This window comes from Brevundimonas sp., from assembly GCF_965227765.1.
Taxonomy (GTDB): Bacteria; Pseudomonadota; Alphaproteobacteria; order Caulobacterales; family Caulobacteraceae; genus Brevundimonas.
Window position 1 is genome coordinate 240,101 of record NZ_OZ245778.1, and the last position, 19,759, is coordinate 259,859.

Consider the following 19,759-nt stretch of genomic DNA (forward strand, 5'->3'; position numbering starts at 1 on the left):
GCGCACAGCGCGGCGACCCCAAGACGGAGACGTGCCTATGGCTCGCGCAAAGATCGCCCTCATTGGCGCCGGTATGATCGGCGGCACCCTGGCCCATGTGGCTGCGCGTGAAGCCCTGGGCGACGTGATCCTGTTCGACATCGCCCAGGGCACCCCCCAGGGCAAGGCTCTGGACATCGCCGAAGCCACCGCCGTCTTCGGTTCGTCGGTCTCGCTCAAGGGCGCCAACGACTATGCCGACATCGCGGGCGCCGACGTCTGCATCGTCACCGCCGGCGTGCCCCGCAAGGACGGCATGAGCCGCGACGACCTGGTGTCGATCAACCTGAAGGTCATGAAGGCCGTGGGTGAAGGCATCAAGGCCCACGCCCCCAACGCCTTCGTCATCTGCATCACCAATCCGCTCGACGCCATGGTCTGGGCCCTGCAGAAGTTCTCGGGCCTGCCCAAGGAAAAGGTCGTCGGCATGGCCGGCGTTCTCGACTCGGCCCGCTTCGCCTACTTCCTGTCGGAAAAGACCGGCGTCTCGGTTCAGGACATTCACGCCTGGACCCTGGGCGGTCACGGCGACGACATGGTGCCGATGGTGCGTCACTCGACCGTCGGCGGCCTGCCCCTGCCCGACGCCGTCGCCGCCGGCTTCCTGAGCCAGGAAGACCTCGACGCCATCGTCACGCGGACGCGTAAAGGCGGCGGCGAGATCGTCGCCCTGCTGAAGACCGGCTCGGCCTTCTATGCGCCCGCTGAATCCGCCATCGCCATGGCCAAGTCCTACCTGCTGGACCAGAAGCGCGTCCTGCCCTGCGCCGTCTGGCTGTCGGGCGAATACGGCCTTTCTGACCTCTATGTCGGCGTGCCCGCCCTGATCGGCGCCGGCGGCGTCGAGAAGATCGTCGAGTTCACCACCAACGACGAAGAAAAGGCGATGTTCGAGAAGTCGGTCGCCTCGGTCCAGGGCCTGATCCAGTCCTGCAAGGACCTGGAGCCTTCGCTGGCATAGCCAGCGAGCGCTAACGCGCGCGACGCGGTCGCGCGCTGCTTGAGCGCAAGACAATGAAAAGGGCCGTGGTTCGCACCACGGCCCTTTTTTCGTCGCCTAGTTCGCCGCCGTGGGCCGCGTGGTCAGGCGCGCGAACTCGGGGGCCAGGCCACGCCAGACGGCGAGGTGGTCGCTCAACTGCTCTGGGCCTTCGCCCGGACGCAGGAAGAGGTCGTACTGGACCACCCCCGAGGCCGGTTCGCCCGCCGTGGCCGCCGGTTCGTAGAAGGCCTTGAGGAAGCGGCGGTCGCGGTTCCAGTCATTGACCAGTTCGGGCGTCACCGCCGCGGTCGCAAAGCCGATCGAGAACTGCAGGTCGGCGCAGACGCCGTTCTGGCACGACTGGAAGAACAGGATCCAGTTCAGCGGACCGTCCGTGACCCGGACATAGGCGTTGTCGCCATCGGGCTCGACCGGTCCCGGCGTCACGCCCTGGCGCCCCAGCCAGGCGACGATGGCGGCGGGGGCCAGACCCGCAGCGGCGGTCGGCGGGGCCAGGGCCGCGACCTCGGCGGCTGTGGCGCTGTTTCTGGCGGTGGTGACGACTTCGTCGGCCGGCTGGGCCGGCGCCTCCTGGGCGAAGGCGGGCGCAGCCAGGGTGGCGAGGACGGCGGCGAGGACGAGGGACTTCATGGACGGGCGGTCTCCGGTTCGGAGCGTCACCCTAAGCTCTATTGCGGCGAAGTTATGTGAGGATCAGGCATGTTCCGCCTTCTCCAGCCAGGATGCGCTCGACATCTCGCGCAGGCGCGACACGGTCCGTTCGAACTCGAAGGCGCCATCACCGCTGGGATAGAGGGCCTCCGGCTCGGCGGCGGCGCGGACCACCAGCCGCGTCCCGGCCTCATAGAGGGCGTCGATCAGGGTCACGAACCGCCGCGCCGCCTGGCGCCGCTCCGGCCCCAGCACCGGCACATCGTCCAGGAACAGGGTGTGGAACCGCGCCGCCGCCGCCAGATAGTCCTGCGGCCCCAGGGCCGTATCGCACAGCTGGTCGAAAGTGGCCCGCGCCAGGGACCCGGCGGTCCGCTCGACGACGACCTCGCGGCCCAGGACCTGAAGATGGGCCGGCTCCTCGGGTTCGCCCCCGCGCAGGTCGAACCACAGGGATTCAAAGGCCGCACCCTGGTCTGGCGTGAACCAGACCGGCGATCCCATCAGCCGATCCAGCCGCCAGTCGCGCGCGCCGTCGATCTCGATCACGACGCAGCGTGTCTCGATCTCGGCGATGAAGGGCAGGAAAAGCTGCCGGTTCAGCCCGTTCTTGTAGAGCTCGGTCGGGGCGCGGTTGGAGGTCACCGCCAGCACCACCTTGCGCTCGAACAGGGCCTCGAACAGCCGGCCCAGGATCATGGCGTCGGCGATGTCGGTGACCTGAAGCTCGTCGAAGCACAAGAGCCGGGCCTCGGACGCGATCAGGTCGGCGATGGGCTCGATCGGGTCGTCGCCCTTGTGTGTGCCGAAGGTCGCCTGGCGGGCTTTCTTGTCGCCCTTGCGCCACTGGTCGACCAGTTTGTGGATGCGGGCCATGAAGGCGTGGAAGTGGGCGCGGGTCTTCTTCGGCTCAGGCGAGGCCGAGACGAACAGGTCCATCAGCATGGACTTGCCCCGTCCCGGCGGACCCCAGATGTAGAGGCCGCGCACCTCGGGCTGTTTGCCGAACAGGCCCTTTTTCGCCAGATCCGTCTCCAGCCGTTCCAGCGCCGCGATCAGCGGAGCTTGCGCCGGATCGGGGACCAGAACCCCTTCTTCGATGCGGATCTCATAAGCGGAACGTATGCGGGAGGTCATCGAACTGGGGCATAACCTTGCGCCCGTCGCATGAAAAGCGATTGCTTCGCGCCCGCGAAAGACTACATCCCCTGCCTGCCGCGCGAAAACCGTCTCGTGGCACGCGCGCAAGCGCGTTCGACCCCAGACCAATCGCGCTCAAGCAGCGAGGGACCGCGTCCCGAGCGTTAGCGCGTCCGAAGGACAACCAATATGGGCTATCGCGTCGCCGTCGTAGGCGCCACCGGCAATGTCGGCCGGGAAATGCTGACCATCCTCGAGGAACTGAACTTCCCCGTCGAGAAAATGCACGCGCTGGCCTCGCGAAAATCGAAAGGCATGGACGTCGCCTGGGGCGACAAGACCATCAAGTGCGAGGACATGGAGGCGTTCGACTTCTCCACCGTCGACGTCGTCCTGATGTCGGCCGGCGGATCGGTGTCCAAGGAATGGTCCGAGAAGATCGGCAAGGCCGGTCCCATCGTCATCGACAACTCGTCGGTCTTCCGCATGGACGACGACGTGCCCCTGATCGTGCCCGAGGTGAACCCGGACGCCGTCAAGGATATCCGCAAGAACATCGTCGCCAACCCCAACTGCTCGACGGCCCAGCTGGTCGTGGCCCTCAAGCCCCTGCATGACGCCGCCAAGATCAAGCGGGTCGTGGTCTCGACCTATCAATCCGTGTCGGGCGCCGGCAAGGAAGGCATGGACGAGCTGTGGAACCAGACCAAGGCCATCTACGGCCTGGGCGACGCCAAGCCGAAGAAATTCCCCAAGCAGATCGCCTTCAACGTCATCCCCTACATCGGGTCGTTCAACGACGACGGCTATACCGATGAAGAGGCCAAGATGTGGAACGAGGTCCACAAGATGATGGACCCCGAGATCAAGCTGACGGTGACCTGCGTGCGCGTGCCGGTCTTCGTCGGCCACTCGGAAGCCGTGACGGTCGAGTTCGATCGCCCGATCTCGCCCGACGAGGCCCGCGCCATCCTGCGCGAAGCCCCCGGCGTCCTGGTGGTCGATAAGCACGAGCACGACGGTTACATCACCCCCGTCGACGCCGCCGGCGAACACGCCGTCTTCGTGTCGCGCATCCGCAAGGACCACACCGTCGAGAACGGCCTCAGCTTCTGGGTCGTGTCCGACAACCTGCGTAAGGGCGCCGCCCTGAACGCCGTCCAGATCGCCCAGCTGCTGGACGAGACGGGCGTCATCAAACCCTCGACCGGATACCGTTCGATCACGGTCTAACTGACCTCCTGTCCCCTCTCCCGCCGGGAGAGGGGACGAAAGTTCCTGTGCGATGAGTTCCCCCGCCTCCCTTGGTCAGACCGAAGCCCGCAACGCCCTGATCGCGGGGATTGGCTGCTATCTGATGTGGGGCTTCATCCCCCTGGTCTTCCAGGCCATGGCGCGGGCCGGGGCCGATCCGTTCGAGATCATGGCTCACCGCACCGCCTGGGCCGTGCCCCTGGCCCTGCTGCTGGTGCTGCTGGCCCGGCAGGGACGCCAGGTCATGGCGGCGCTGAAAAATCCCAAGGTCATGGGCTGGATCGCGCTCAGCTCGACCCTGATCGCCATCAACTGGACCACCTATGTCATCGCCGTGAATCACGGCCGGATGCTGGACGCCAGCCTGGGCTATTATCTCAATCCCCTGCTCAACATGGCCGCCGGCGCCTGGCTGTTCCGCGAGCGCATCTCTCGCTTCGGCATGGTGGCCATCGGCCTGGCCGGGGTCGGCGTGGTGCTGCAGGGCGTGGCCCTGGGCCATCTGCCCTGGGTGGCGCTGATCCTGGCCTTCAGCTTCTGCGGCTATGGCGTGATCAGAAAGCGCGTGGCGGTCGACGCCCAGAGCGGACTGTTTCTGGAATGCCTGATCCTGGGGCCCATCGGCCTGGCCTGGGTTTTGTGGATCACCAGCCAGGGCCAGGGCCATTTCGGCGTCTCGCCAGAGGCCTCCTTCTGGCTGTTGGCGGGCGGGCCGGTCACCGTCATTCCCATGGTGCTGTTCGCCTGGGCCGCGCGGCGCATGCCCCTGTCGACCATGGGCTTCCTGCAGTTCATCGCCCCGACCATGGTCTTCGTCTTCGGCGTCATGCAGGGCGAGCCGTTCGGCTGGCTGCGCGGCGTCTCGTTCGCCTTCATCTGGGCCGGGGCCGCCGTCTATGCCGCCGGAGCCCTGGTCGAGCGCCGCCACCGCAACGAGGCCGCCCTGTCCGCCGTCGCGCCCGAACCCGGCCTTCTGGATGATCCCGCCGAGGATCGCGCCCGCTAGAGCGCGGCGTAGAGGGCGTCGACCAGGCGTTGCGCCCGGGGGTCGCCCAGCAGATGGTGCGACTGGCGCGTCATCACATAGGCGGCCGAGACCCGCGCGTCGGGATCTGCGAAGGCGCATGACCCGCCCCAGCCGCAATGGCCGACGCTGCGCGCGCCCGGCCCGAAGATGCCCAGACCGGCGTTGCGCGTGAAGCCTGCGGCCCAGCTCAGGTCGAAGGGCAGGACCCGATCGCGCCCGTGGATGCGTTCCTTGATGGCCTGATCGACCACCGCCGCCGACAGGATGGCCTTGCCGTCCAGCAGGCCGTCGTTGGCCAGGACGCCCATGATCCGCGCCAGGCCGGGCGCCGTCGCATGCAGGTTGGCCGAGGGGATCTCCATCGTCCGCCACTCGGCCGAGCCACGCCCGCCCGGCGCCGATCCCTTGTCGAGGAAGGCCGCCTTCTTGACCGCGTCGATGGGGCCCAGGTCGACGGCCTTGGCGGGTTTCTTCATCGTGGCCACCCGCCCATGCTCGGCCTCGGGCAGGCCCAGCCACAGGTCCAGGCCGAAGGGTTCGGCGAAATCCTGTTTCAGCGCCATGCCCATGCTGCGCCCGTCGGTCAGGCGGAACAGCTCGCCCGCCAGATAGCCGATGGTGATGGGGTGATAGCCGGACGCGGTTCCGGGCGGCCACATCGGCGCCTGGGCCGCCAGCCGCGCCAGCACGGCGGGCGGATCGAACCAGATCGTCGGGTCCATCTCGGTGTCGAAGCCCGGCAGGCCGTCCTGATGGCTCATCAGCTGGGCCACGGTGACGGCGTCCTTGCCGGCCTGGCCATAGGCGGGCCAGAGCGAGGCGACCGTCTGGTCATAGGTCATCAGGCCGCGCTCGACGCACTGGGCGATCAGCAGGGACATCACCGCCTTGCCGGTCGAATAGACGGGGGTCAGGGTCCGCGCGTCGAAGGCGACGCCGCTTCGGGGATCGGCCGCGCCCGCCCACAGGTCCACGACCAGTTCGCCCTCGATACAGACACTGAACCGCGCCGCCTGCTCGTCCAGCCCCTCGGGCGCATCGACGAAGTTCTGGGCGAAGGCGTCCTTCACGGCGGACAGGGGCGCCGGGCAGACGCCGTGGATCTCGGGCAAATCGGTCATGGGAAGTGTTTAGACAATCGGAACCGGTCGGGGAAAGGGCCGCGGCTCACCGTCTGTGAGTGGTTGCCGACGCCGATAACGACGATATCATCGACGCCATGGAAGACCCTGACGACATTGAAAGCGCCTACGCCGGGCTGCTGACCGGTACGATGATCACCCTGCTGGGCGCGGCTATCCCCGCCTTCCTCTTGTGGCAGGTCATCACGCATTGGTCTGGCCTTGTATCGGGGGCCCACGAGATGACTTCAAGCCAGGCCATGCAAGGCTTCCTGTCCCTCGGGTTAAGTGCGCGACTGTTGTGGTTCGGCGTCAGAATGAACGCACGGCAAGTCGCCTGGCTGCGCCGGAGGCATAGAAGTCGATCAGCCCTCTGATCGCCCCAGCCACTCGATCACGCCCCGTCCCGCCACCACGCCCGACGCCAGAGACGCCTGCAGCAGATAGCCGCCCGTGGGCGCCTCCCAGTCCAGCATCTCGCCGGCGATGAAGACGCCGGGGCGGGCGGTCAGCATCAGGCGTGGGTCGAGGCTGTCGAAGGCGACGCCGCCGGCGGTCGAGATGGCCCGCTTCAGCCCCTGCATCCCCGTCAGCTTCAGCCGCACGGCCTTGATCCGCAGGGCCAGCTTCTGGGCGCCGGTCGGCAGGTCGCCGGGAATGTCGCGCAGCACGGCGATGGCGGCGGGCGACAGGCCTCCGGCCTTTCGCAGATGGTTGGTCATGCTGTCCTTGCCCCGCGGCCGGTCCAGCCGGGCGGCCAGGGCCTCGACCGACAGGTCGGGGCGCAGATCCAGCACCAGGGTCGCCTCGCCGTCGCGCTGGATCGCCGTGCGCAGCGCCGCCGACAGGGCGTAGATGGCCCCGCCCTCGACGCCGTAGCGCGTCAGCATCACCTCGCCTTTCACTGTGTGGCCTACCGCGCCTTGCGCTGCTTGAGGCCCGTTGTCGGTGAAACTCAGGGCGACGGGCTTCAAGGCCTGCCCGGCGGCCCGTTCGATCAGGATCTCGGACCAGGCCACGTCGAACCCGGCGTTGGTGGGGACCAGGGGCGCCACGGCGACCCCCTGCCCTTCCAGCGTCTCGACCCAGGCGCCGTCCGAGCCGAGATTGGGCCAGCTGGCGCCGCCCAGGGCCAGGACGGTCGCATCCGGCGTCTGAACCGCCTCGCCCTCTGGGGTGTCGAAGGTCAGGCCCTTGTCATTCCAGCCCGTCCAGCGCGAGCGGGTGTTCAGCGTCACGCCCAGCCCGTCCAGCCGCCTCAGCCAGGCCCGCACCAGGGGCGAGGCCTTCATCGCCTTGGGAAAGACCCGCCCGCTCGACCCCGTGAAGGTCGGCTGGCCCAGCCCCTCGACCCAGGCGATCAGTTCGTCGGGCGAAAAGGCGTCCAGCCAGTCGGACGCCACGTCCGCCCGCGCGCCATACCGGGCCAGAAAGGCCGCCTGATCCTCGCTATGGGTCAGGTTCAGCCCGCCGCGCCCGGCCATCAACAGTTTACGCGCCGGAGACGGCATCCGCTCGTGCACCGTCACCCGGACGCCAGCCGAGGCCAGCACCTCGGCGGCCATCAGACCGGCGGGACCGGCCCCGATGACGGTGACGGCGGGCGAGGAAGCGGAGGCAGGAGAGGTCATGGACTCCCTCTAGCCCATGCGCGCATCGACGCAGAGGGCGCAAATCGCGCGCGCATGTCTTATATTCCGTCGATGAGCGTCGCCTTCACCCGTGAGGAGGACTTGGAGGCCACGGCCGCCGATCTTCCCGACCGCCCCATATCGCCGCACGCCAATCTGGTGACGGCGACCGGCCTGGCCGCCATCGAGGCCGAGCTGGCCTCGGCGCGCGCAGCATACTCCGCCGCCCAGACCAAGGGCTCGATCGAGGCCGACCGCACGGCCATGGCGCGGGCCACGCGCGACCTGCGCTACTGGTCCGCGCGCCGCGCCAACGCCCAGCTGGTCGAGACCACGGCTGACGGAACCGTTCGCTTCGGCGGGTCCGTGACCATCGAACGCGAGGACGGCCGGACCCAGACCTGGCGCATCCTGGGCGAGGACGAAGCCGATCCGGCGGCGGGGTCGGTCAGCCATGTCTCGCCCCTGGCCCGCGCCCTGATCGGCAAACGGGTCGGCGACGAGGCCCTGATCGCCGGCCAGTCGGTGGAGATCGTGGCCGTCGATTGAACTTTCCGCCCACGGCAACGGTTGTTCCGACCGGGCGGATGCCCCACAACAAGACCCATACGGCGTCGGCGACGACGCTCCCTGCGCTCAAGTGGCGCGCCGCGCGTCAGCGCAACGAGGAATGCCCATGGCCCGTAAGCCCAACTACAGTTTCGAACGCCAGGAGCGCGACCGCGCCGACGCCAAGAAGGCCGCTGAGAAAGCCGCCGCCAAGGCCGAAAAGAAAGCCGCCGCCGCCGCCCGCAAGGAAGCCGGCCTGCCGCCGCTCGAGGACGACTGAGCCTTTTCCACGATGACTTCGCCCTACAGCCATGACGTCATCATCGCCGGGGCGGGACTGGCCGGGGCGACCTTCGCCCTTGCCGCCGCCCAGGGCGGGCTGAAGGTCGCGCTGGTCGATCCCCAGCGGTTCGCGACCCAGCTGGCCCCGACCTTCGACGGCCGCTCGACCGCCATCGCCTATTCCACCTTCCGGATGCTGGACGCCCTGGGGCTGGGCGAAGGCTTGCGCCCCCACGCCTGTCGCATGGACCATATCCTGGTGACCGACGGCCGGCGTCCCGGCGCCGCGTCCCATACCGCCTCGCCCGCCTATCTGAGGTTCGACGCCGCCGAGATCGGCGACGGAAACGGCGGCGAGCCCCTGGGCTATATGGTCGAGAACCGCCAGATCCGCGCCGCCCTGGCCCAGGCGGTCGAGGCCGCCGACATCGACCTGCGCGCGCCGGTCTCGGTCGTCTCCGTGACCACCGACGCCGTGGCCGCCCGCGTCACCCTGTCGGACGGACAGGTCCTGACCGCCCCGGTCGTCATCGGCGCCGAGGGGCGCAACTCCACCGTCCGCAAGGCCGCCGGCATCGGCACGGTCGGCTGGGCCTATGGCCAGAGCGGCGTCGTCGCCACGGTGCGGCTAGGCCGTCCGCACGGCGGCGTGGCCCACGAATATTTCCTGCCGGGCGGCCCCTTCGCCATCCTGCCCCTGACAGACCAGCGCGCCAGCCTGGTCTGGACCGAGCCGACGCGCCGGGCCGAGGCCCTGAGGTCCGCCTCCGACGAAGCCTTCGGCTCTCACCTGATGCGTCGGTTCGGAGAGTTCCTGGATGGCGCGACGCCGGAAGGACCCCGGTTCGTCTATCCCCTGTCGCTGGACCTGGCCGAACGGCTGACGGCGCCCCGCATCGCCCTGATCGGCGACGCCGCCCACGGGGTGCATCCCGTCGCGGGCCAGGGGCTGAACATGGGGCTGAAGGACGCCGCCGCCCTGGCCGAGGTGCTGGTCGAGGCCCTGCGTCTGGGCGAGGATATTGGCTCCGAAATCGTGCTGGACCGCTATGCGGCCTGGCGCCGGTTCGACAACGCCGCCCTGGCCGCCGGTTTCGACGCCTTCGTGCGACTGTTCTCGACCGATCTTGCGCCGGTGCGGCTGGCGCGGGATCTCGGCATGGCGACGGTCAACCGCATCGGACCCCTGCGCCGCGCCTTCATGCGCGAGGCCGGGGGCGCCACGGGGGATCTGCCCCGACTGCTGCGGGGCGAGACGGTCTAGTCCAGCTTGCGGGCTTCGTCGGGCAACATGATCGGCACGCCTTCGCGGATCGGGAAGGCCAGCTTGGCCCGGACCGAGATCAGTTCGCCCGCTTCCCGATCGAAGGTCAGCGGCCCGCGCGTCACCGGACAGACCAGCACCTCCAGCAGGCGGGGATCGACGGAAGTCGGGGTGTTGAAGGCGTCGCTCATCGTTCTCTAGGGCTACCGCGCGGTCGCGCTACTTGAGCCCGACAGTAGGGCTACAGCCTTCAATGGACCCATCCCACGCCGCGCTCAAGCAGCGAGCGACCGCGTCGCGAGCGGTAGCGCGCCCACTCGGCGTCACTGCATCGCGCTGGGCGTGTCGCCGTCTCCGGTCTCGGCCGCGTCGATCCGCATCAGGGCGGTCAGGACGGCGCAGCGATCCTCAAGCGTCTGGGATTCCAGCAGGGCCTGTTTCTCGGCGGGTTCGAACGGCAGAGCCATGGCCAGGCTGTTGATCAGGGCTTCCTGAGGCGCCGATTCCGCGGTTTCCCAGTCCACCTCCAGCTGCCGACGCTCCAGATAGGCCTTCAGCGCGGCCATGAACGGCTCGCGGTCGAACCCGTCCTGGGGCGGAGCCGTCAGGTCGGCCTCGAACGGGGCGAAGGCGGCGCGCACCTGGCGATAGGGGGTGGGGCTGGGCATCTCGGTCGTGATCCCGAACCGACAGATGCCGGTCAGGGTGATCAGATAACGTCCGTCCGAGGTCTCGGCGAAACTGGTGATCCGCCCGGCGCAGCCCACCGCCGACAGGGACGGCAGATCCGGCGCCCCGCCGGCCGGCTGGATCAGGCCGATCATCCGGTCCCCGGCCATGGCGTCGTCGATCATGTTCAGATAGCGCGGCTCGAAGATGTTCAGCGGCAGTTGCCCGCGCGCCAGCAGGATCGCCCCTGGCAGGGGGAAGACAGGAATGACCTGCGGCAGGTCCGCAGCCTTCACGTAACTCTGGGCCAAGTCGGGCTCCCGGTATCAGGCGAAACAATATCAGGCGAACAGGATGGACGACAGACGGCGGCGACCGTCACGGGCCACCTCGCTGTTCGCCCCCGCCGCCTCGAACACCACCAGCAACTGCTTGCGGGCTGCCTGGTCGTTCCACTCGCGATCGGCGCGGACGATTTCAAGCAAACTGTCGACGGCCCCTTTCAGTTCACCCGAAGCCGCTTGGGCCAGGGACAGGTCATAGCGCGCCTGATGGTCCGAGGGGTCGGCCGCAACGCGGGCCTCAAGCTCGGCGGTCTCGCTGGTCGGGGCGCTGGAGGCCAGGGCCAGTTGGGCGCGGACGCTGACCACCGAGGGCTCGGTCGAATCCGCCGGGGCCATGGTGATGGTCTGGCGCGCCTGGTCCTCGTCGCCCCCGCCCAGATAGACGCGGGCCATGCCGGCGATGGCCTTTTCGTTCTCGGGCTCGATGGTCAGGACATGGGCGAAGGCCTGAGCCGCGCCGCCGAAGTCCGACAGCCCCAGGGATTCCTCGCCCAGGGCCAGAAGCTGTTCCGTCTCGGTGTTCAGCCCCTCGCCGCCCGTCAGTTTCTCGATGAAGGCCTTGAGCTGGCTTTCGGGCACGGCGCCCTGGAAGCCGTCGACCGGCTGGCCGTCGACGAAAGCGTAGACTGTGGGGATCGACTGGACCCGAAGCTGGCCCGCATAGGCGGGGTTCTTGTCGACGTCGATCTTGACCAGCTTCACCGCACCGCCCGCAGCCCGGACCGCCTTTTCCAGCGCCGGGGTCAACTGACGGCAAGGTCCGCACCATGTGGCCCAGAAGTCGACGATGACCGGCTGAATCCTGGACTGCTCGATCACGTCGGCCATGAACCCGGCGTCCGAACCGTCCTTGATCAGGTCGCCCGAAAGATCGGCTTTGGGGTCGGCGAAGGTCATGAGCGAATCCTGGTTGATGAAATTTGCATTAAGATTGAAAGCGGGAGATGGTTACGGGCGGGTCCTAACTCAAGAACGCCCGCTGGGGGTGGGGTTATCACTCGCGGGACGCGCAGCATCGAACGCTGTTTTTCTCCTGTCAGGTGCAAGCGCAACCGCTGTGTGTAACTGCTATTATTGTTCGGGATGACTGGGGAGACATCGATATGAAATCAGTACTGATCCTGGCGCTGGGCGCCACCGTCGCATCTGCTGGTGCGGCGTATGCTGGGGACGTTTCGTCCGCCAGCGTCGGTACGGCCGCTTCGCCGTATGCTTCCGCCTATACCGGCATGGCATCGGGTCTCCCGTTCGCCGCGCTGGGCCTTGCGGCTCCGATGGGTTCGGCGACGACTGTCGCCATGGCCGAAAACGAGCGCTGGGGCGGCAACGCCCTGGACCGCAACTGCGAGTGCAACCTGCCGACCGTCAACGTGCCCTTCTACACGGTGCGCCCGACGGCTCCGCCGATCCGCGTGCGCGCCCCCGGCATCCGGGTGTCGTCGGCTCCGGTCTTCGCACCGTCGCCCGCCATCTACATCCAGGGCCCGCCCATCTATGTGGACGCCCCGCCGGTCAACGTCGCACCCGCCCAGGTCTATCTGGAAGCGCCTGACGTCCACGTCCGTCCGTCGGAAGTGAACGTGGCTCCGCCGGAAATCCACTTCACGCCTGCCGCGCCGGGTCACCCCGACGAGCATTGCTGCGATGTGGCCTCGCCGCCTTCGGCTCAGCTGAACGTCCCGCCGCCGTCCATCGGCGGTCCGATCGGCGCGCCCGTTGGCAGCTACAACGCTCCGCTGGCTCCGGTCGGCGCTCCTGCCGCGATCTACGCCCCCGTCGACGGCGGCGCAGTCTATCCGGTCGGCGCTCCGGCTTCGAGCTCGGGCTACGCCCAGGAGCCCGGCGAGCGCGGCTAAACCCCGCGACCGTCAGGTCACTGACTACAGATGAGGCGGTCCGTCGAAAGGCGGGCCGCCTTTTCTGTTGCGATGGGCCCGATGTCGGCCTGCGACGGACCGGCCCGACCCAACCCGACATGAAGGGCGCCGCTATCGCGCCATCATCCGTGTGCTAGTCGATCCGCATGAAGTATCTCATGCTCTCCATCGCCATCGTCTCCGAGGTTCTCGCCACCACCGCGATGAAACAGTCGGATGGCTTCACCCGCCCGCTCTGGAGCGTGCTGACGGTGGTCGGCTATCTGATCGCCTTCTTCTTTCTGGCGCAGACGCTCAAGACCATCCCGACGGGCGTGGCCTACGCCATCTGGTCAGGGGTCGGCATCGTGCTGATTTCGGCCGCGGCCTGGATCTTCCAGGGACAGAAGCTGGATCTGCCCGCCATGGCCGGCATGGGGCTGATCATCGCCGGGGTGGTGGTGATGAACGTCTTCTCAAAAGCGGCGCACTGACCCGACAGGTCAGATCAGGGCGATGCTTTCGGCGATGGCCAGGGCCGCCGCGCGGGGATCACCCGCCGCCGTGATCGGCCGCCCGACCACCAGATGGGTCGCCCCGTCCCTCAGCGCCTGTTCCGGCGTCGCCGCCCGCGCCTGATCGTCCATGGCTGCCCCGACAGGCCGCACGCCCGGCGTGACGATGAGAAAGTCGGGTCGGCCTGCCTCGGTCGCGATCTGGCGCACCCGCGCGGCTTCCTGTGGGCTGGCCACCACGCCCGAGATACCGGCGTCGAGCGCCTGACGCACCCGGCGCTCGACCAGCAGGGCGGGCGACAGCGAATGGTCGTCGGCGATCAGGTCGTCCTCGGTCAGGCTGGTCAGGACGGTGACGCCCAGGATCTTCAGGTCCGAGCCCGCCACGCCCCGCTGCGCCGCCGCCATCACCTGGGGCCGAGCGTGGACGGTCAGCAGGTCGCAACCCGCATCCGCCAGGGCCGCCGCCGCCTTTTCGACCGTCGCGCCGATGTCGTGCAGCTTCCAGTCCAGAAAGACCTGTCGCCCCTCGGCCTTCAGCGCCCGCGCCAGCCCCATGCCGTCGGTGGCGAACAGCTGCAGTCCGATCTTGTAGAAACCCACCGCCCCCTCGATCCGGTCGACCAGGGCCCGCGCCTGATCGGAGGTCGGCACGTCCAGGGCGCAGATCAGGCGCGGATCGGCGGGTCGATTGGCCAGGCCATCGGACGTGGACGAGCGGACAGCAGCTTGGGTCATCGACGGACTCGCGCAGAGCGGCTAGACCTGACGCTAGGATGCGTCGGCCGGGCCGGCGTGTGGATTGTGGCTAGGGAACACGCATGGACGCCGTCGATCTTGGGGTCAACCTGTTCGTGGCCCTGTTCGCCCTGCTGGATCCCATCGGCAACATCCCGATCTTCGCCGCCGCCACGGCGGGCGCGACCATGCGTCAGAGGCTGTCGGTCAGCGCCCTGATCTGCCTGTTCATCGCCGCCTTCCTGGCCTTCTTCTTCTTCACCGGCCTGGGGCTGTTGCAGTTCTTCGGCATCTCGCTGGCGGCCTTCCGCATCGCCGGCGGCATCCTGCTGCTGCTGCTGGGCCTGGACATGACGCGCGAGGACTTCCTGACCATGTTCGCCGATGCGGACGCGGCCAAGGACGCCGCCGACGTGCGCGGCTATGCCCGCAGGCGGTTCAAGCGGCTGATCGTCCCCTTCGCCATGCCCCTGCTGATCGGTCCGGGCGCCATCTCGACCATCATCATCCAGGCGGGCGAGGCTCAGAAGATCGGCGCGGCGGGCACGGCGGCGGGCATGGTCGCCATCGGTTTGGCCAGCCTGGCCACCTTTGTCGTCTTCACCCTGACCGGCCCCATCAGCCGCCTGATCGGCGAGGTCGGCATGGCCATCGTGGTGCGCGTCCTGGGCCTGATCCTGTGCGCCTTGGCGATCCAGTTCATCCTGGCGGGCCTGGGCGAGGCCATTCCGGGGATGTTCGCCGGCTCGGTCACCTCGCCCTATCCGGCGGGCGGTCACTGAAGCCGGAGGCCGCTGTCAGATCCGCTTCAGCCTTTTGGCGTGGCCGCCGATGATCCGCAGGGCCAGGGCGTCAGGCAGCAGCTTGGGGATCGCAGCCAGCAGATTATTGCGCCAGCCCGGCACGACCCGCGCGCGGTTGGCCTCACAGGCGCGGTAGCCGACCTCGGCCACATGGTCGGCGCTCTGCCACATCCAGGCGGGATAGGCCGACGACACCTGTTCGCGGCTGCCGTTCACATCGTGGAACTCGGTCAATGTATAGCCGGGGCAGAGTGCGGTGACGTGGACCCCGGTTCCCGCCGTCTCCAGATGCAGGCCCGCAGAAGCCTTGATCAGAAAGCTCTTGATCGGCCCATACAGGGTGTCGCCCCCGGTCGCGGGCATCAGCCCGGCCAGGGAGGCGACGTTCAGGATCCGGCCAAATCCGCGCTCGACCATGTCGGGCAGCAGCAGGCGCGACAGTTCGACGGGCGCCGTCAGCATGACCTGAAGCATGGCGGCGTGGTCAGCGGGGTCGGTGGCCAGAAAGCCTGCCGTGCGTGAGAAGCCGGCGTTGTTGATCAGGCCGTCGGGGCTGACGCCCTGATCCCGCATGGCCCGGACCAGAGCCGTCGGCGCGTCCGGATCGGCGAGGTCAGCGGTCAGGATCCGCACGGTGGCGCCATGCTCGCTGGTCAGCCGACGCGCCAGGTCTCGCAGGGGACCATCTCGCCGTGCGGTCAGGACCAGATCCCAGCCCTTGCGCGCATAGACGTCCGCCAGGGCTGCGCCGATGCCGGCAGAGGCGCCGGTAATGAGGATGACGGGGCGGTTCACGTTCGACCGGGCTTCAGGCCGCGACAGGTTCGGCAGTCTCGTCGAGCGGTTCCGCCGGAACCGGACAGCTGGCGTGGGGGGTGAAGGCGGCGAGCGAGGCCGGGTTCTCGGCCAGAAGGTCGGCGATGGTGACGTTGGACAGGGCGTCGTGGGCGGCGCTGTCGGCGGCGGTCAGGGCCTTGGCCACCTGGCGCGGGATATGTTCACTGATCGGACAGCCCTTGGCGCCCTGGGGGGGCGAGCCCAGGTGGGCGCAGCCGTTCACGGCCCGCAGCACAGCGTCCAACCGGATTTCCTCAGGCTGAAGCAGCAGCCACGATCCGCCGGATGCGCCGGGACGGGTGGCGATCAGGCCCGCCTTGGCCAACAGGGCGGTGACGCGGCGGATGACCACCGGATTGGTGGGAATCGAACTGGCCAGCACGGCGCTGGGCATGGCGCGCGCGGCGTCGAACGCCCCCTTGTGCGCCAGATAGGCGAGGGTGTGGGCGGCGACGGGGAAGCGTTGACTGTCTGACATCTGATGGGTTTCCAGCCTTCAAGGTAGTGCGCCCCACCCGGATTCACAAATCGGCGGCCCTATGCCTCATCGGGACGGCGTAACCGCGTGCAACCGAATCCCGCCATCGTGATTGAACCCGGCGCGGAATGAGCCTACAGGCGGCCCGCTTTGATGGGGCCGCCGACGCGGCGCCCGGAGGATATTCATGGCTGGGGATGCTCCCCGAGGCGACGGCGCTCCCCCTGCCCTGCCTCCTGCGGATACCGGTTCGGCCCCGCACGCGGCGGCGCCCAGCGTAGGCGATCACGCGCACAAGGCCGGATTCTGGGCCCTGACCATCGGCGCCATCGGCGTGGTGTTCGGCGACATCGGCACCAGCCCCCTCTACGCCCTGCGCGAAGCCATCGCCCATGCCCAGGAAGGCGTCGGCGGGGATCTGGCCGTGATCGGCGTCGTCTCCCTGGCCTTCTGGGCCCTGATGATCGTCGTCACGTTCAAATATGTGCTGTTCCTGATGCGGGCGGACAACAAGGGCGAGGGCGGCACCCTGGCCCTGATGGCCCTGGCCACCCACGCGGTGGGCCGACGCAGCCCGTGGATCTTCGCCCTGGGCGTCTGCGGCGCAGCCCTCTTCTATGGCGACGGCGTCATCACCCCGGCCATCTCGGTCCTGTCGGCCATCGAGGGCGTCAAGGATGCACCCGGCGTCGGAACCAGCCTGGACGCCTTCATCGTGCCGGTCGCCGCCGTCATCCTGATCGGCCTTTTCCTGGTCCAGTCGCGCGGCACCGCCGGACTGGCCAAGTTCTTTGGCCCCATCACCGCCGTGTGGTTCCTCAGCCTGGGTGCGCTCGGCCTGGTTCACATCTTCGACGACATTTCCATCTTCCGCGCCATCTCGCCCCACTACGGGGTGATGCTGTTGATCAACGACGGCTTTTTGGGCTTCGTCATCCTGGGCAGCGTCTTCCTGGCGGTGACCGGAGCTGAGGCCCTCTATGCCGACATGGGCCATTTCGGTAAGGGGCCGATCCGCGCCGGCTGGCTCTATCTGGTCCTGCCCTGCCTGACCCTGAACTACTTGGGACAGGGCGCCATGATCCTCGACAATCCCGCAGCGGCGACCAATCCCTTCTGGGCCATGGTGCCCCAGGCCATCTACTGGCCCATGCTGCTGCTTGCGACCGTGGCCACGGTCATCGCCTCCCAGGCCGTGATCACCGGCGCCTTCTCGGTGACGCAACAGGCGGTCCAGTTGGGCCTGCTGCCCCGCATCACCATCCGCTTCACCTCCGAGAGCCAGGCCGGCCAGATCTTCGTGCCGGCGGTCAACAGCCTGCTGATGATCGGCGTCCTGACCCTGCTGGTCGTGTTCCAGAGCTCGCACAACCTGACGGCGGCCTATGGCGTGGCGGTGACGGGCGTCATGCTGATCAACACCCTGATGAGCTTCTCGGTCATCTCCAAGAAGTGGAAATGGCCGATGTGGGCCGTGCTGGGGACCCTGATCCCCTTCGGCTTCATCGACACCGTCTTCTTGACCTCCAACCTGCTGAAGATCCCGCAAGGCGCCTGGCTGCCCCTGGTCATGGGCGCGGCCCTGGTGCTGGTGATGTGGACCTGGACGCGCGGCAGCCAGATTCTGGCCGACAAGGCGCGTAAGGACAGCCTGCCCATGGCGGACCTGATCGGGATGCTCAGCGCACGGCCACCGCACCGCGCGCCCGGCACCGCCGTCTTCCTGACCTCGGACCCCGACGTCGCCCCGGTCGCGCTTATGCATAACCTCAAGCATAACAAGGTGTTGCACGAGAAAAACGTGATCCTGACGGTGCGCACCGCCGACCGTCCGCGCGTGCCCGAAAGCCAGCGGGTGCTGATGGAGCCCATCAACGACGACTTCAAGCGCATCACCCTGACATATGGCTTCATGGAAAGCCCCGTGGTCCCGCGCGCCCTGGCCCAGTGCCGCAAACAGGGGCTGAAGTTCGACATCATGTCGACCAGCTTCTTCCTGGGCCGCCGCTCGGTGGTCCCTTCCGCAAGCCAGGGCATGCCCCTTTGGCAGGACAAGCTGTATATCTTCCTGATGAGAAACGCCGCCAACCCCACCGACTTCTTCCACATCCCGCCCGGACGGGTGGTCGAGCTCGGCACGCAGGTGTCGGTGTGAGCGGCGGCTCGCCCAAGGGCAAGGATTCGGGCGCGCGCGGTCGCCGTCTGGCCGACAAGGCGCGCGGACCCCGTCGTGAGCCCAAGCCCCAGGCCGAACGCCCGGTCGACGACGAATCCGCCGATATCGGCGTCGAGGCGCGCGTCGCCGCCGGCGTGCTGCTGAACGCCGCCCTGATCCGTCGCGGCGGCCTGGACGAGGCCCTGGCCCTGCCCGCCGTCACCGCCCTGCCCGGTCCCGACCGCGCCTTCGCCCGCGCCGTGGCCATGGCGGCCCTGCGCCGTCTGGGCGAGATCGACCAGATCCTGGACCGCAAGCTGACCAAGCGCCCGCCCGAGGTGGTCCGCACCCTGCTGCGCATCTCCCTGGCCCAGACCCTGGTGCTGGAGACCCCGGCTTTCGCCGCCGTCTCGACCGCCGTGAAACTGGCCGAGCGCGATCCCAAGACCCGTCCCTACAAGAACCTGGTCAACGCCGTGCTGCGCGGCATCGAGCGCGAAGGCCCCGGCCTGACCACGGCCGAGAGCAATCTGCCCGACTGGATCGCGGCGCGCTGGAAACAGACCTATGGCGACCAGGCCCTGATCGGCCTGGCCCTGGCCGCGCGCGAGGAGCCGCCGACCGATCTGAGCCTCAAGCCCGATCAGGACGCCGCCGCCCTGGCCGAGGCCGTCGAGGGCGAGGTCCTGCCCGGCGGATCTGTGCGCACTGGCATGCGCGGCGACGTCGCCCAGTGGCCCGGCTTCGAGGAGGGGTCCTGGTGGGTCCAGGACGCCGCTGCGGCCGCTCCTGTGCGCCTGCTGGCCCCCAAGGCCGGCGAGACCGCTCTGGACATGTGTGCAGCCCCCGGCGGCAAGACGCTGCAGATCGCCGCATCCGGCGCCAAGGTCGTCGCCCTGGACCGTTCGGAGGCCCGGCTGAAACGCCTGCACCAGAACCTGAAACGCACGGGACTGCAGGCCGAGGTCGCCGTCATGCCGGCAGAGGAGTGGTTGGACAGCCGCACCTTCGACGCCGTGCTGCTGGATGCGCCCTGCACGGCGACCGGCACCTTCCGCCGCAATCCCGAGGTGCTGCGCGCCACCAAGCCGGCCGAGGTCGCCAAGCTGGCCGATGTCCAGCATCGGCTGCTGGACGCCGCCGCCCTGCGCGTCGGGCCGGGCGGTCGTCTGGTCTATTGCGTCTGCTCGCTGGAGCGCGAGGAGGGCGAGACCCAGATCATCGCCTTCCTGCGTCGCAATCCGGCCTTCCGCACCGCTCCGGCCGTTCCTGCCGAGGTCGGCGCGCCTGACGAGGCCCTGACGCCCGAAGGCTGGCTTCGCATCCTGCCATCGATGTGGGCGGAAAAGGGCGGGGTGGACGGCTTCTTCGCCGCCCGTCTGGACCGCGTGGGCTGATCAGGC

General features: G+C 68.5%; 22 protein-coding genes. 12 read left to right on the plus strand and 10 right to left on the minus strand.

The annotated features are described in order from the left end of the window. Positions 1-37: 37 nt before the first annotated feature. Positions 38-1,000, plus strand: a complete 963-nt coding sequence (gene mdh, locus ACO05L_RS01130) for a malate dehydrogenase (protein WP_421730345.1) — start codon at positions 38-40, stop codon at positions 998-1,000. Positions 1,001-1,096: 96 nt separating this feature from the next. On the opposite strand, the gene ACO05L_RS01135 is transcribed toward mdh, so the two are convergent. Then, entirely contained in the window at positions 1,097-1,672 is a 576-nt protein-coding gene (locus ACO05L_RS01135) for a YbjN domain-containing protein (protein WP_421730346.1), read from the minus strand. Between the two features lie 63 nt (positions 1,673-1,735). Continuing rightward, positions 1,736-2,830, minus strand: coding sequence for a cell division protein ZapE (gene zapE, locus ACO05L_RS01140; protein WP_421730347.1), 1,095 nt, complete (start codon positions 2,828-2,830; stop codon positions 1,736-1,738). A 192-nt stretch (positions 2,831-3,022) separates the two neighbouring features. Here zapE and ACO05L_RS01145 point away from each other — a divergent pair, with 192 nt between their 5' ends. Next, positions 3,023-4,066, plus strand: coding sequence for an aspartate-semialdehyde dehydrogenase (locus ACO05L_RS01145; protein ID WP_421730348.1), 1,044 nt, complete (start codon positions 3,023-3,025; stop codon positions 4,064-4,066). Between the two features lie 52 nt (positions 4,067-4,118). Continuing rightward, the gene (gene rarD / locus ACO05L_RS01150) at positions 4,119-5,093 is read left to right on the plus strand and encodes an EamA family transporter RarD (RefSeq protein ID WP_421730349.1); all 975 of its coding nucleotides are present in this window, start codon (positions 4,119-4,121) and stop codon (positions 5,091-5,093) included. On the opposite strand, the gene ACO05L_RS01155 is transcribed toward rarD, so the two are convergent. Next, on the minus strand, positions 5,090-6,235 hold the full coding sequence (locus ACO05L_RS01155; RefSeq protein WP_421730350.1) for a serine hydrolase domain-containing protein: 1,146 nt from the start codon (positions 6,233-6,235) through the stop codon (positions 5,090-5,092). The genes rarD and ACO05L_RS01155 overlap by 4 nt on opposite strands. Positions 6,236-6,294: 59 nt before the next feature. Here ACO05L_RS01155 and ACO05L_RS01160 point away from each other — a divergent pair, with 59 nt between their 5' ends. Further along, the gene (locus ACO05L_RS01160; RefSeq protein WP_421730351.1) at positions 6,295-6,612 is read left to right on the plus strand and encodes a hypothetical protein; all 318 of its coding nucleotides are present in this window, start codon (positions 6,295-6,297) and stop codon (positions 6,610-6,612) included. Here the strand turns inward: ACO05L_RS01160 and ACO05L_RS01165 are convergent. Then, positions 6,601-7,866, minus strand: coding sequence for an NAD(P)/FAD-dependent oxidoreductase (locus ACO05L_RS01165; RefSeq protein ID WP_421730352.1), 1,266 nt, complete (start codon positions 7,864-7,866; stop codon positions 6,601-6,603). The two genes, ACO05L_RS01160 and ACO05L_RS01165, sit on opposite strands and share 12 nt — an antisense overlap. Before the next feature lie 72 nt (positions 7,867-7,938). On the opposite strand from ACO05L_RS01165, the gene greA reads away from it, so the two are divergent. The 3 genes from greA (at position 7,939) to ACO05L_RS01180 (ending at position 9,961) form a co-directional block, all read left to right on the plus strand. Next, on the plus strand, positions 7,939-8,415 hold the full coding sequence (gene greA / locus ACO05L_RS01170; RefSeq protein ID WP_421731716.1) for a transcription elongation factor GreA: 477 nt from the start codon (positions 7,939-7,941) through the stop codon (positions 8,413-8,415). A 127-nt stretch (positions 8,416-8,542) separates the two neighbouring features. Beyond that, positions 8,543-8,695 carry a hypothetical protein gene (locus tag ACO05L_RS01175; protein WP_305305119.1) on the plus strand — a complete coding sequence of 51 codons (153 nt, stop codon included), beginning with the start codon at positions 8,543-8,545 and terminating at the stop codon, positions 8,693-8,695. 12 nt (positions 8,696-8,707) lie between these two features. Further along, complete coding sequence (locus ACO05L_RS01180) at positions 8,708-9,961, plus strand: UbiH/UbiF/VisC/COQ6 family ubiquinone biosynthesis hydroxylase (RefSeq protein WP_421730353.1); 1,254 nt, start codon at positions 8,708-8,710, stop codon at positions 9,959-9,961. Here ACO05L_RS01180 and ACO05L_RS01185 read toward each other — a convergent pair. From ACO05L_RS01185 to ACO05L_RS01195, 3 genes are all read right to left on the minus strand, one after another. Next, positions 9,958-10,152: a Trm112 family protein gene (locus ACO05L_RS01185; protein ID WP_421730354.1), complete on the minus strand. Its 195-nt coding sequence runs from the start codon at positions 10,150-10,152 to the stop codon at positions 9,958-9,960. The two genes, ACO05L_RS01180 and ACO05L_RS01185, sit on opposite strands and share 4 nt — an antisense overlap. Before the next feature lie 132 nt (positions 10,153-10,284). Beyond that, complete coding sequence (locus tag ACO05L_RS01190) at positions 10,285-10,941, minus strand: LON peptidase substrate-binding domain-containing protein (RefSeq protein WP_421730355.1); 657 nt, start codon at positions 10,939-10,941, stop codon at positions 10,285-10,287. 30 nt (positions 10,942-10,971) lie between these two features. After that, on the minus strand, positions 10,972-11,871 hold the full coding sequence (locus ACO05L_RS01195) for a tetratricopeptide repeat protein (RefSeq protein ID WP_421730356.1): 900 nt from the start codon (positions 11,869-11,871) through the stop codon (positions 10,972-10,974). Between the two features lie 206 nt (positions 11,872-12,077). Between ACO05L_RS01195 and ACO05L_RS01200 the strand changes: the two genes are divergently transcribed. After that, positions 12,078-12,830 carry a hypothetical protein gene (locus tag ACO05L_RS01200; protein ID WP_421730357.1) on the plus strand — a complete coding sequence of 251 codons (753 nt, stop codon included), beginning with the start codon at positions 12,078-12,080 and terminating at the stop codon, positions 12,828-12,830. 167 nt (positions 12,831-12,997) lie between these two features. Continuing rightward, positions 12,998-13,324 carry a DMT family transporter gene (locus tag ACO05L_RS01205; protein ID WP_421730358.1) on the plus strand — a complete coding sequence of 109 codons (327 nt, stop codon included), beginning with the start codon at positions 12,998-13,000 and terminating at the stop codon, positions 13,322-13,324. Positions 13,325-13,333: 9 nt separating this feature from the next. Here ACO05L_RS01205 and pyrF read toward each other — a convergent pair whose 3' ends face one another. After that, positions 13,334-14,083, minus strand: coding sequence for an orotidine-5'-phosphate decarboxylase (gene pyrF, locus ACO05L_RS01210; protein ID WP_421730359.1), 750 nt, complete (start codon positions 14,081-14,083; stop codon positions 13,334-13,336). 83 nt (positions 14,084-14,166) lie between these two features. Here pyrF and ACO05L_RS01215 point away from each other — a divergent pair, with 83 nt between their 5' ends. Then, positions 14,167-14,865, plus strand: a complete 699-nt coding sequence (locus ACO05L_RS01215; RefSeq protein ID WP_421730360.1) for a MarC family protein — start codon at positions 14,167-14,169, stop codon at positions 14,863-14,865. 15 nt (positions 14,866-14,880) lie between these two features. On the opposite strand, the gene ACO05L_RS01220 is transcribed toward ACO05L_RS01215, so the two are convergent. Continuing rightward, positions 14,881-15,681 carry an SDR family NAD(P)-dependent oxidoreductase gene (locus ACO05L_RS01220; protein ID WP_421730361.1) on the minus strand — a complete coding sequence of 267 codons (801 nt, stop codon included), beginning with the start codon at positions 15,679-15,681 and terminating at the stop codon, positions 14,881-14,883. A gap of 13 nt (positions 15,682-15,694) precedes the next feature. Beyond that, positions 15,695-16,201 carry an Rrf2 family transcriptional regulator gene (locus ACO05L_RS01225; protein WP_421730362.1) on the minus strand — a complete coding sequence of 169 codons (507 nt, stop codon included), beginning with the start codon at positions 16,199-16,201 and terminating at the stop codon, positions 15,695-15,697. A gap of 187 nt (positions 16,202-16,388) precedes the next feature. Between ACO05L_RS01225 and ACO05L_RS01230 the strand changes: the two genes are divergently transcribed. Both ACO05L_RS01230 and ACO05L_RS01235 read left to right on the plus strand, forming a co-directional pair. Then, positions 16,389-18,356: a potassium transporter Kup gene (locus ACO05L_RS01230; RefSeq protein WP_421730363.1), complete on the plus strand. Its 1,968-nt coding sequence runs from the start codon at positions 16,389-16,391 to the stop codon at positions 18,354-18,356. Further along, a complete protein-coding gene (locus tag ACO05L_RS01235) occupies positions 18,353-19,753 on the plus strand; it encodes an RsmB/NOP family class I SAM-dependent RNA methyltransferase (RefSeq protein ID WP_421730364.1) in 1,401 nt (466 codons plus the stop codon). The genes ACO05L_RS01230 and ACO05L_RS01235 overlap by 4 nt, the downstream gene beginning before the upstream one ends. The last annotated feature ends 6 nt before the right edge of the window (positions 19,754-19,759 follow it).

Bases quoted from the DNA above. Each gene is read 5' to 3' on its own strand.
- mdh (WP_421730345.1), top strand. From the start codon at position 38: ATGGCTCGCGCAAAGATCGCCCTCATTGGCGCCGGTATGATCGGCGGC.
- ACO05L_RS01135 (WP_421730346.1), bottom strand. From the start codon at position 1,672: ATGAAGTCCCTCGTCCTCGCCGCCGTCCTCGCCACCCTGGCTGCGCCC.
- zapE (WP_421730347.1), bottom strand. From the start codon at position 2,830: ATGACCTCCCGCATACGTTCCGCTTATGAGATCCGCATCGAAGAAGGG.
- ACO05L_RS01145 (WP_421730348.1), top strand. From the start codon at position 3,023: ATGGGCTATCGCGTCGCCGTCGTAGGCGCCACCGGCAATGTCGGCCGG.
- rarD (WP_421730349.1), top strand. From the start codon at position 4,119: ATGAGTTCCCCCGCCTCCCTTGGTCAGACCGAAGCCCGCAACGCCCTG.
- ACO05L_RS01155 (WP_421730350.1), bottom strand. From the start codon at position 6,235: ATGACCGATTTGCCCGAGATCCACGGCGTCTGCCCGGCGCCCCTGTCC.
- ACO05L_RS01165 (WP_421730352.1), bottom strand. From the start codon at position 7,866: ATGACCTCTCCTGCCTCCGCTTCCTCGCCCGCCGTCACCGTCATCGGG.
- greA (WP_421731716.1), top strand. From the start codon at position 7,939: ATGAGCGTCGCCTTCACCCGTGAGGAGGACTTGGAGGCCACGGCCGCC.
- ACO05L_RS01175 (WP_305305119.1), top strand. From the start codon at position 8,543: ATGGCCCGTAAGCCCAACTACAGTTTCGAACGCCAGGAGCGCGACCGC.
- ACO05L_RS01180 (WP_421730353.1), top strand. From the start codon at position 8,708: ATGACTTCGCCCTACAGCCATGACGTCATCATCGCCGGGGCGGGACTG.
- ACO05L_RS01185 (WP_421730354.1), bottom strand. From the start codon at position 10,152: ATGAGCGACGCCTTCAACACCCCGACTTCCGTCGATCCCCGCCTGCTG.
- ACO05L_RS01195 (WP_421730356.1), bottom strand. From the start codon at position 11,871: ATGACCTTCGCCGACCCCAAAGCCGATCTTTCGGGCGACCTGATCAAG.
- ACO05L_RS01200 (WP_421730357.1), top strand. From the start codon at position 12,078: ATGAAATCAGTACTGATCCTGGCGCTGGGCGCCACCGTCGCATCTGCT.
- ACO05L_RS01205 (WP_421730358.1), top strand. From the start codon at position 12,998: ATGAAGTATCTCATGCTCTCCATCGCCATCGTCTCCGAGGTTCTCGCC.
- pyrF (WP_421730359.1), bottom strand. From the start codon at position 14,083: ATGACCCAAGCTGCTGTCCGCTCGTCCACGTCCGATGGCCTGGCCAAT.
- ACO05L_RS01215 (WP_421730360.1), top strand. From the start codon at position 14,167: ATGGACGCCGTCGATCTTGGGGTCAACCTGTTCGTGGCCCTGTTCGCC.
- ACO05L_RS01225 (WP_421730362.1), bottom strand. From the start codon at position 16,201: ATGTCAGACAGTCAACGCTTCCCCGTCGCCGCCCACACCCTCGCCTAT.
- ACO05L_RS01230 (WP_421730363.1), top strand. From the start codon at position 16,389: ATGGCTGGGGATGCTCCCCGAGGCGACGGCGCTCCCCCTGCCCTGCCT.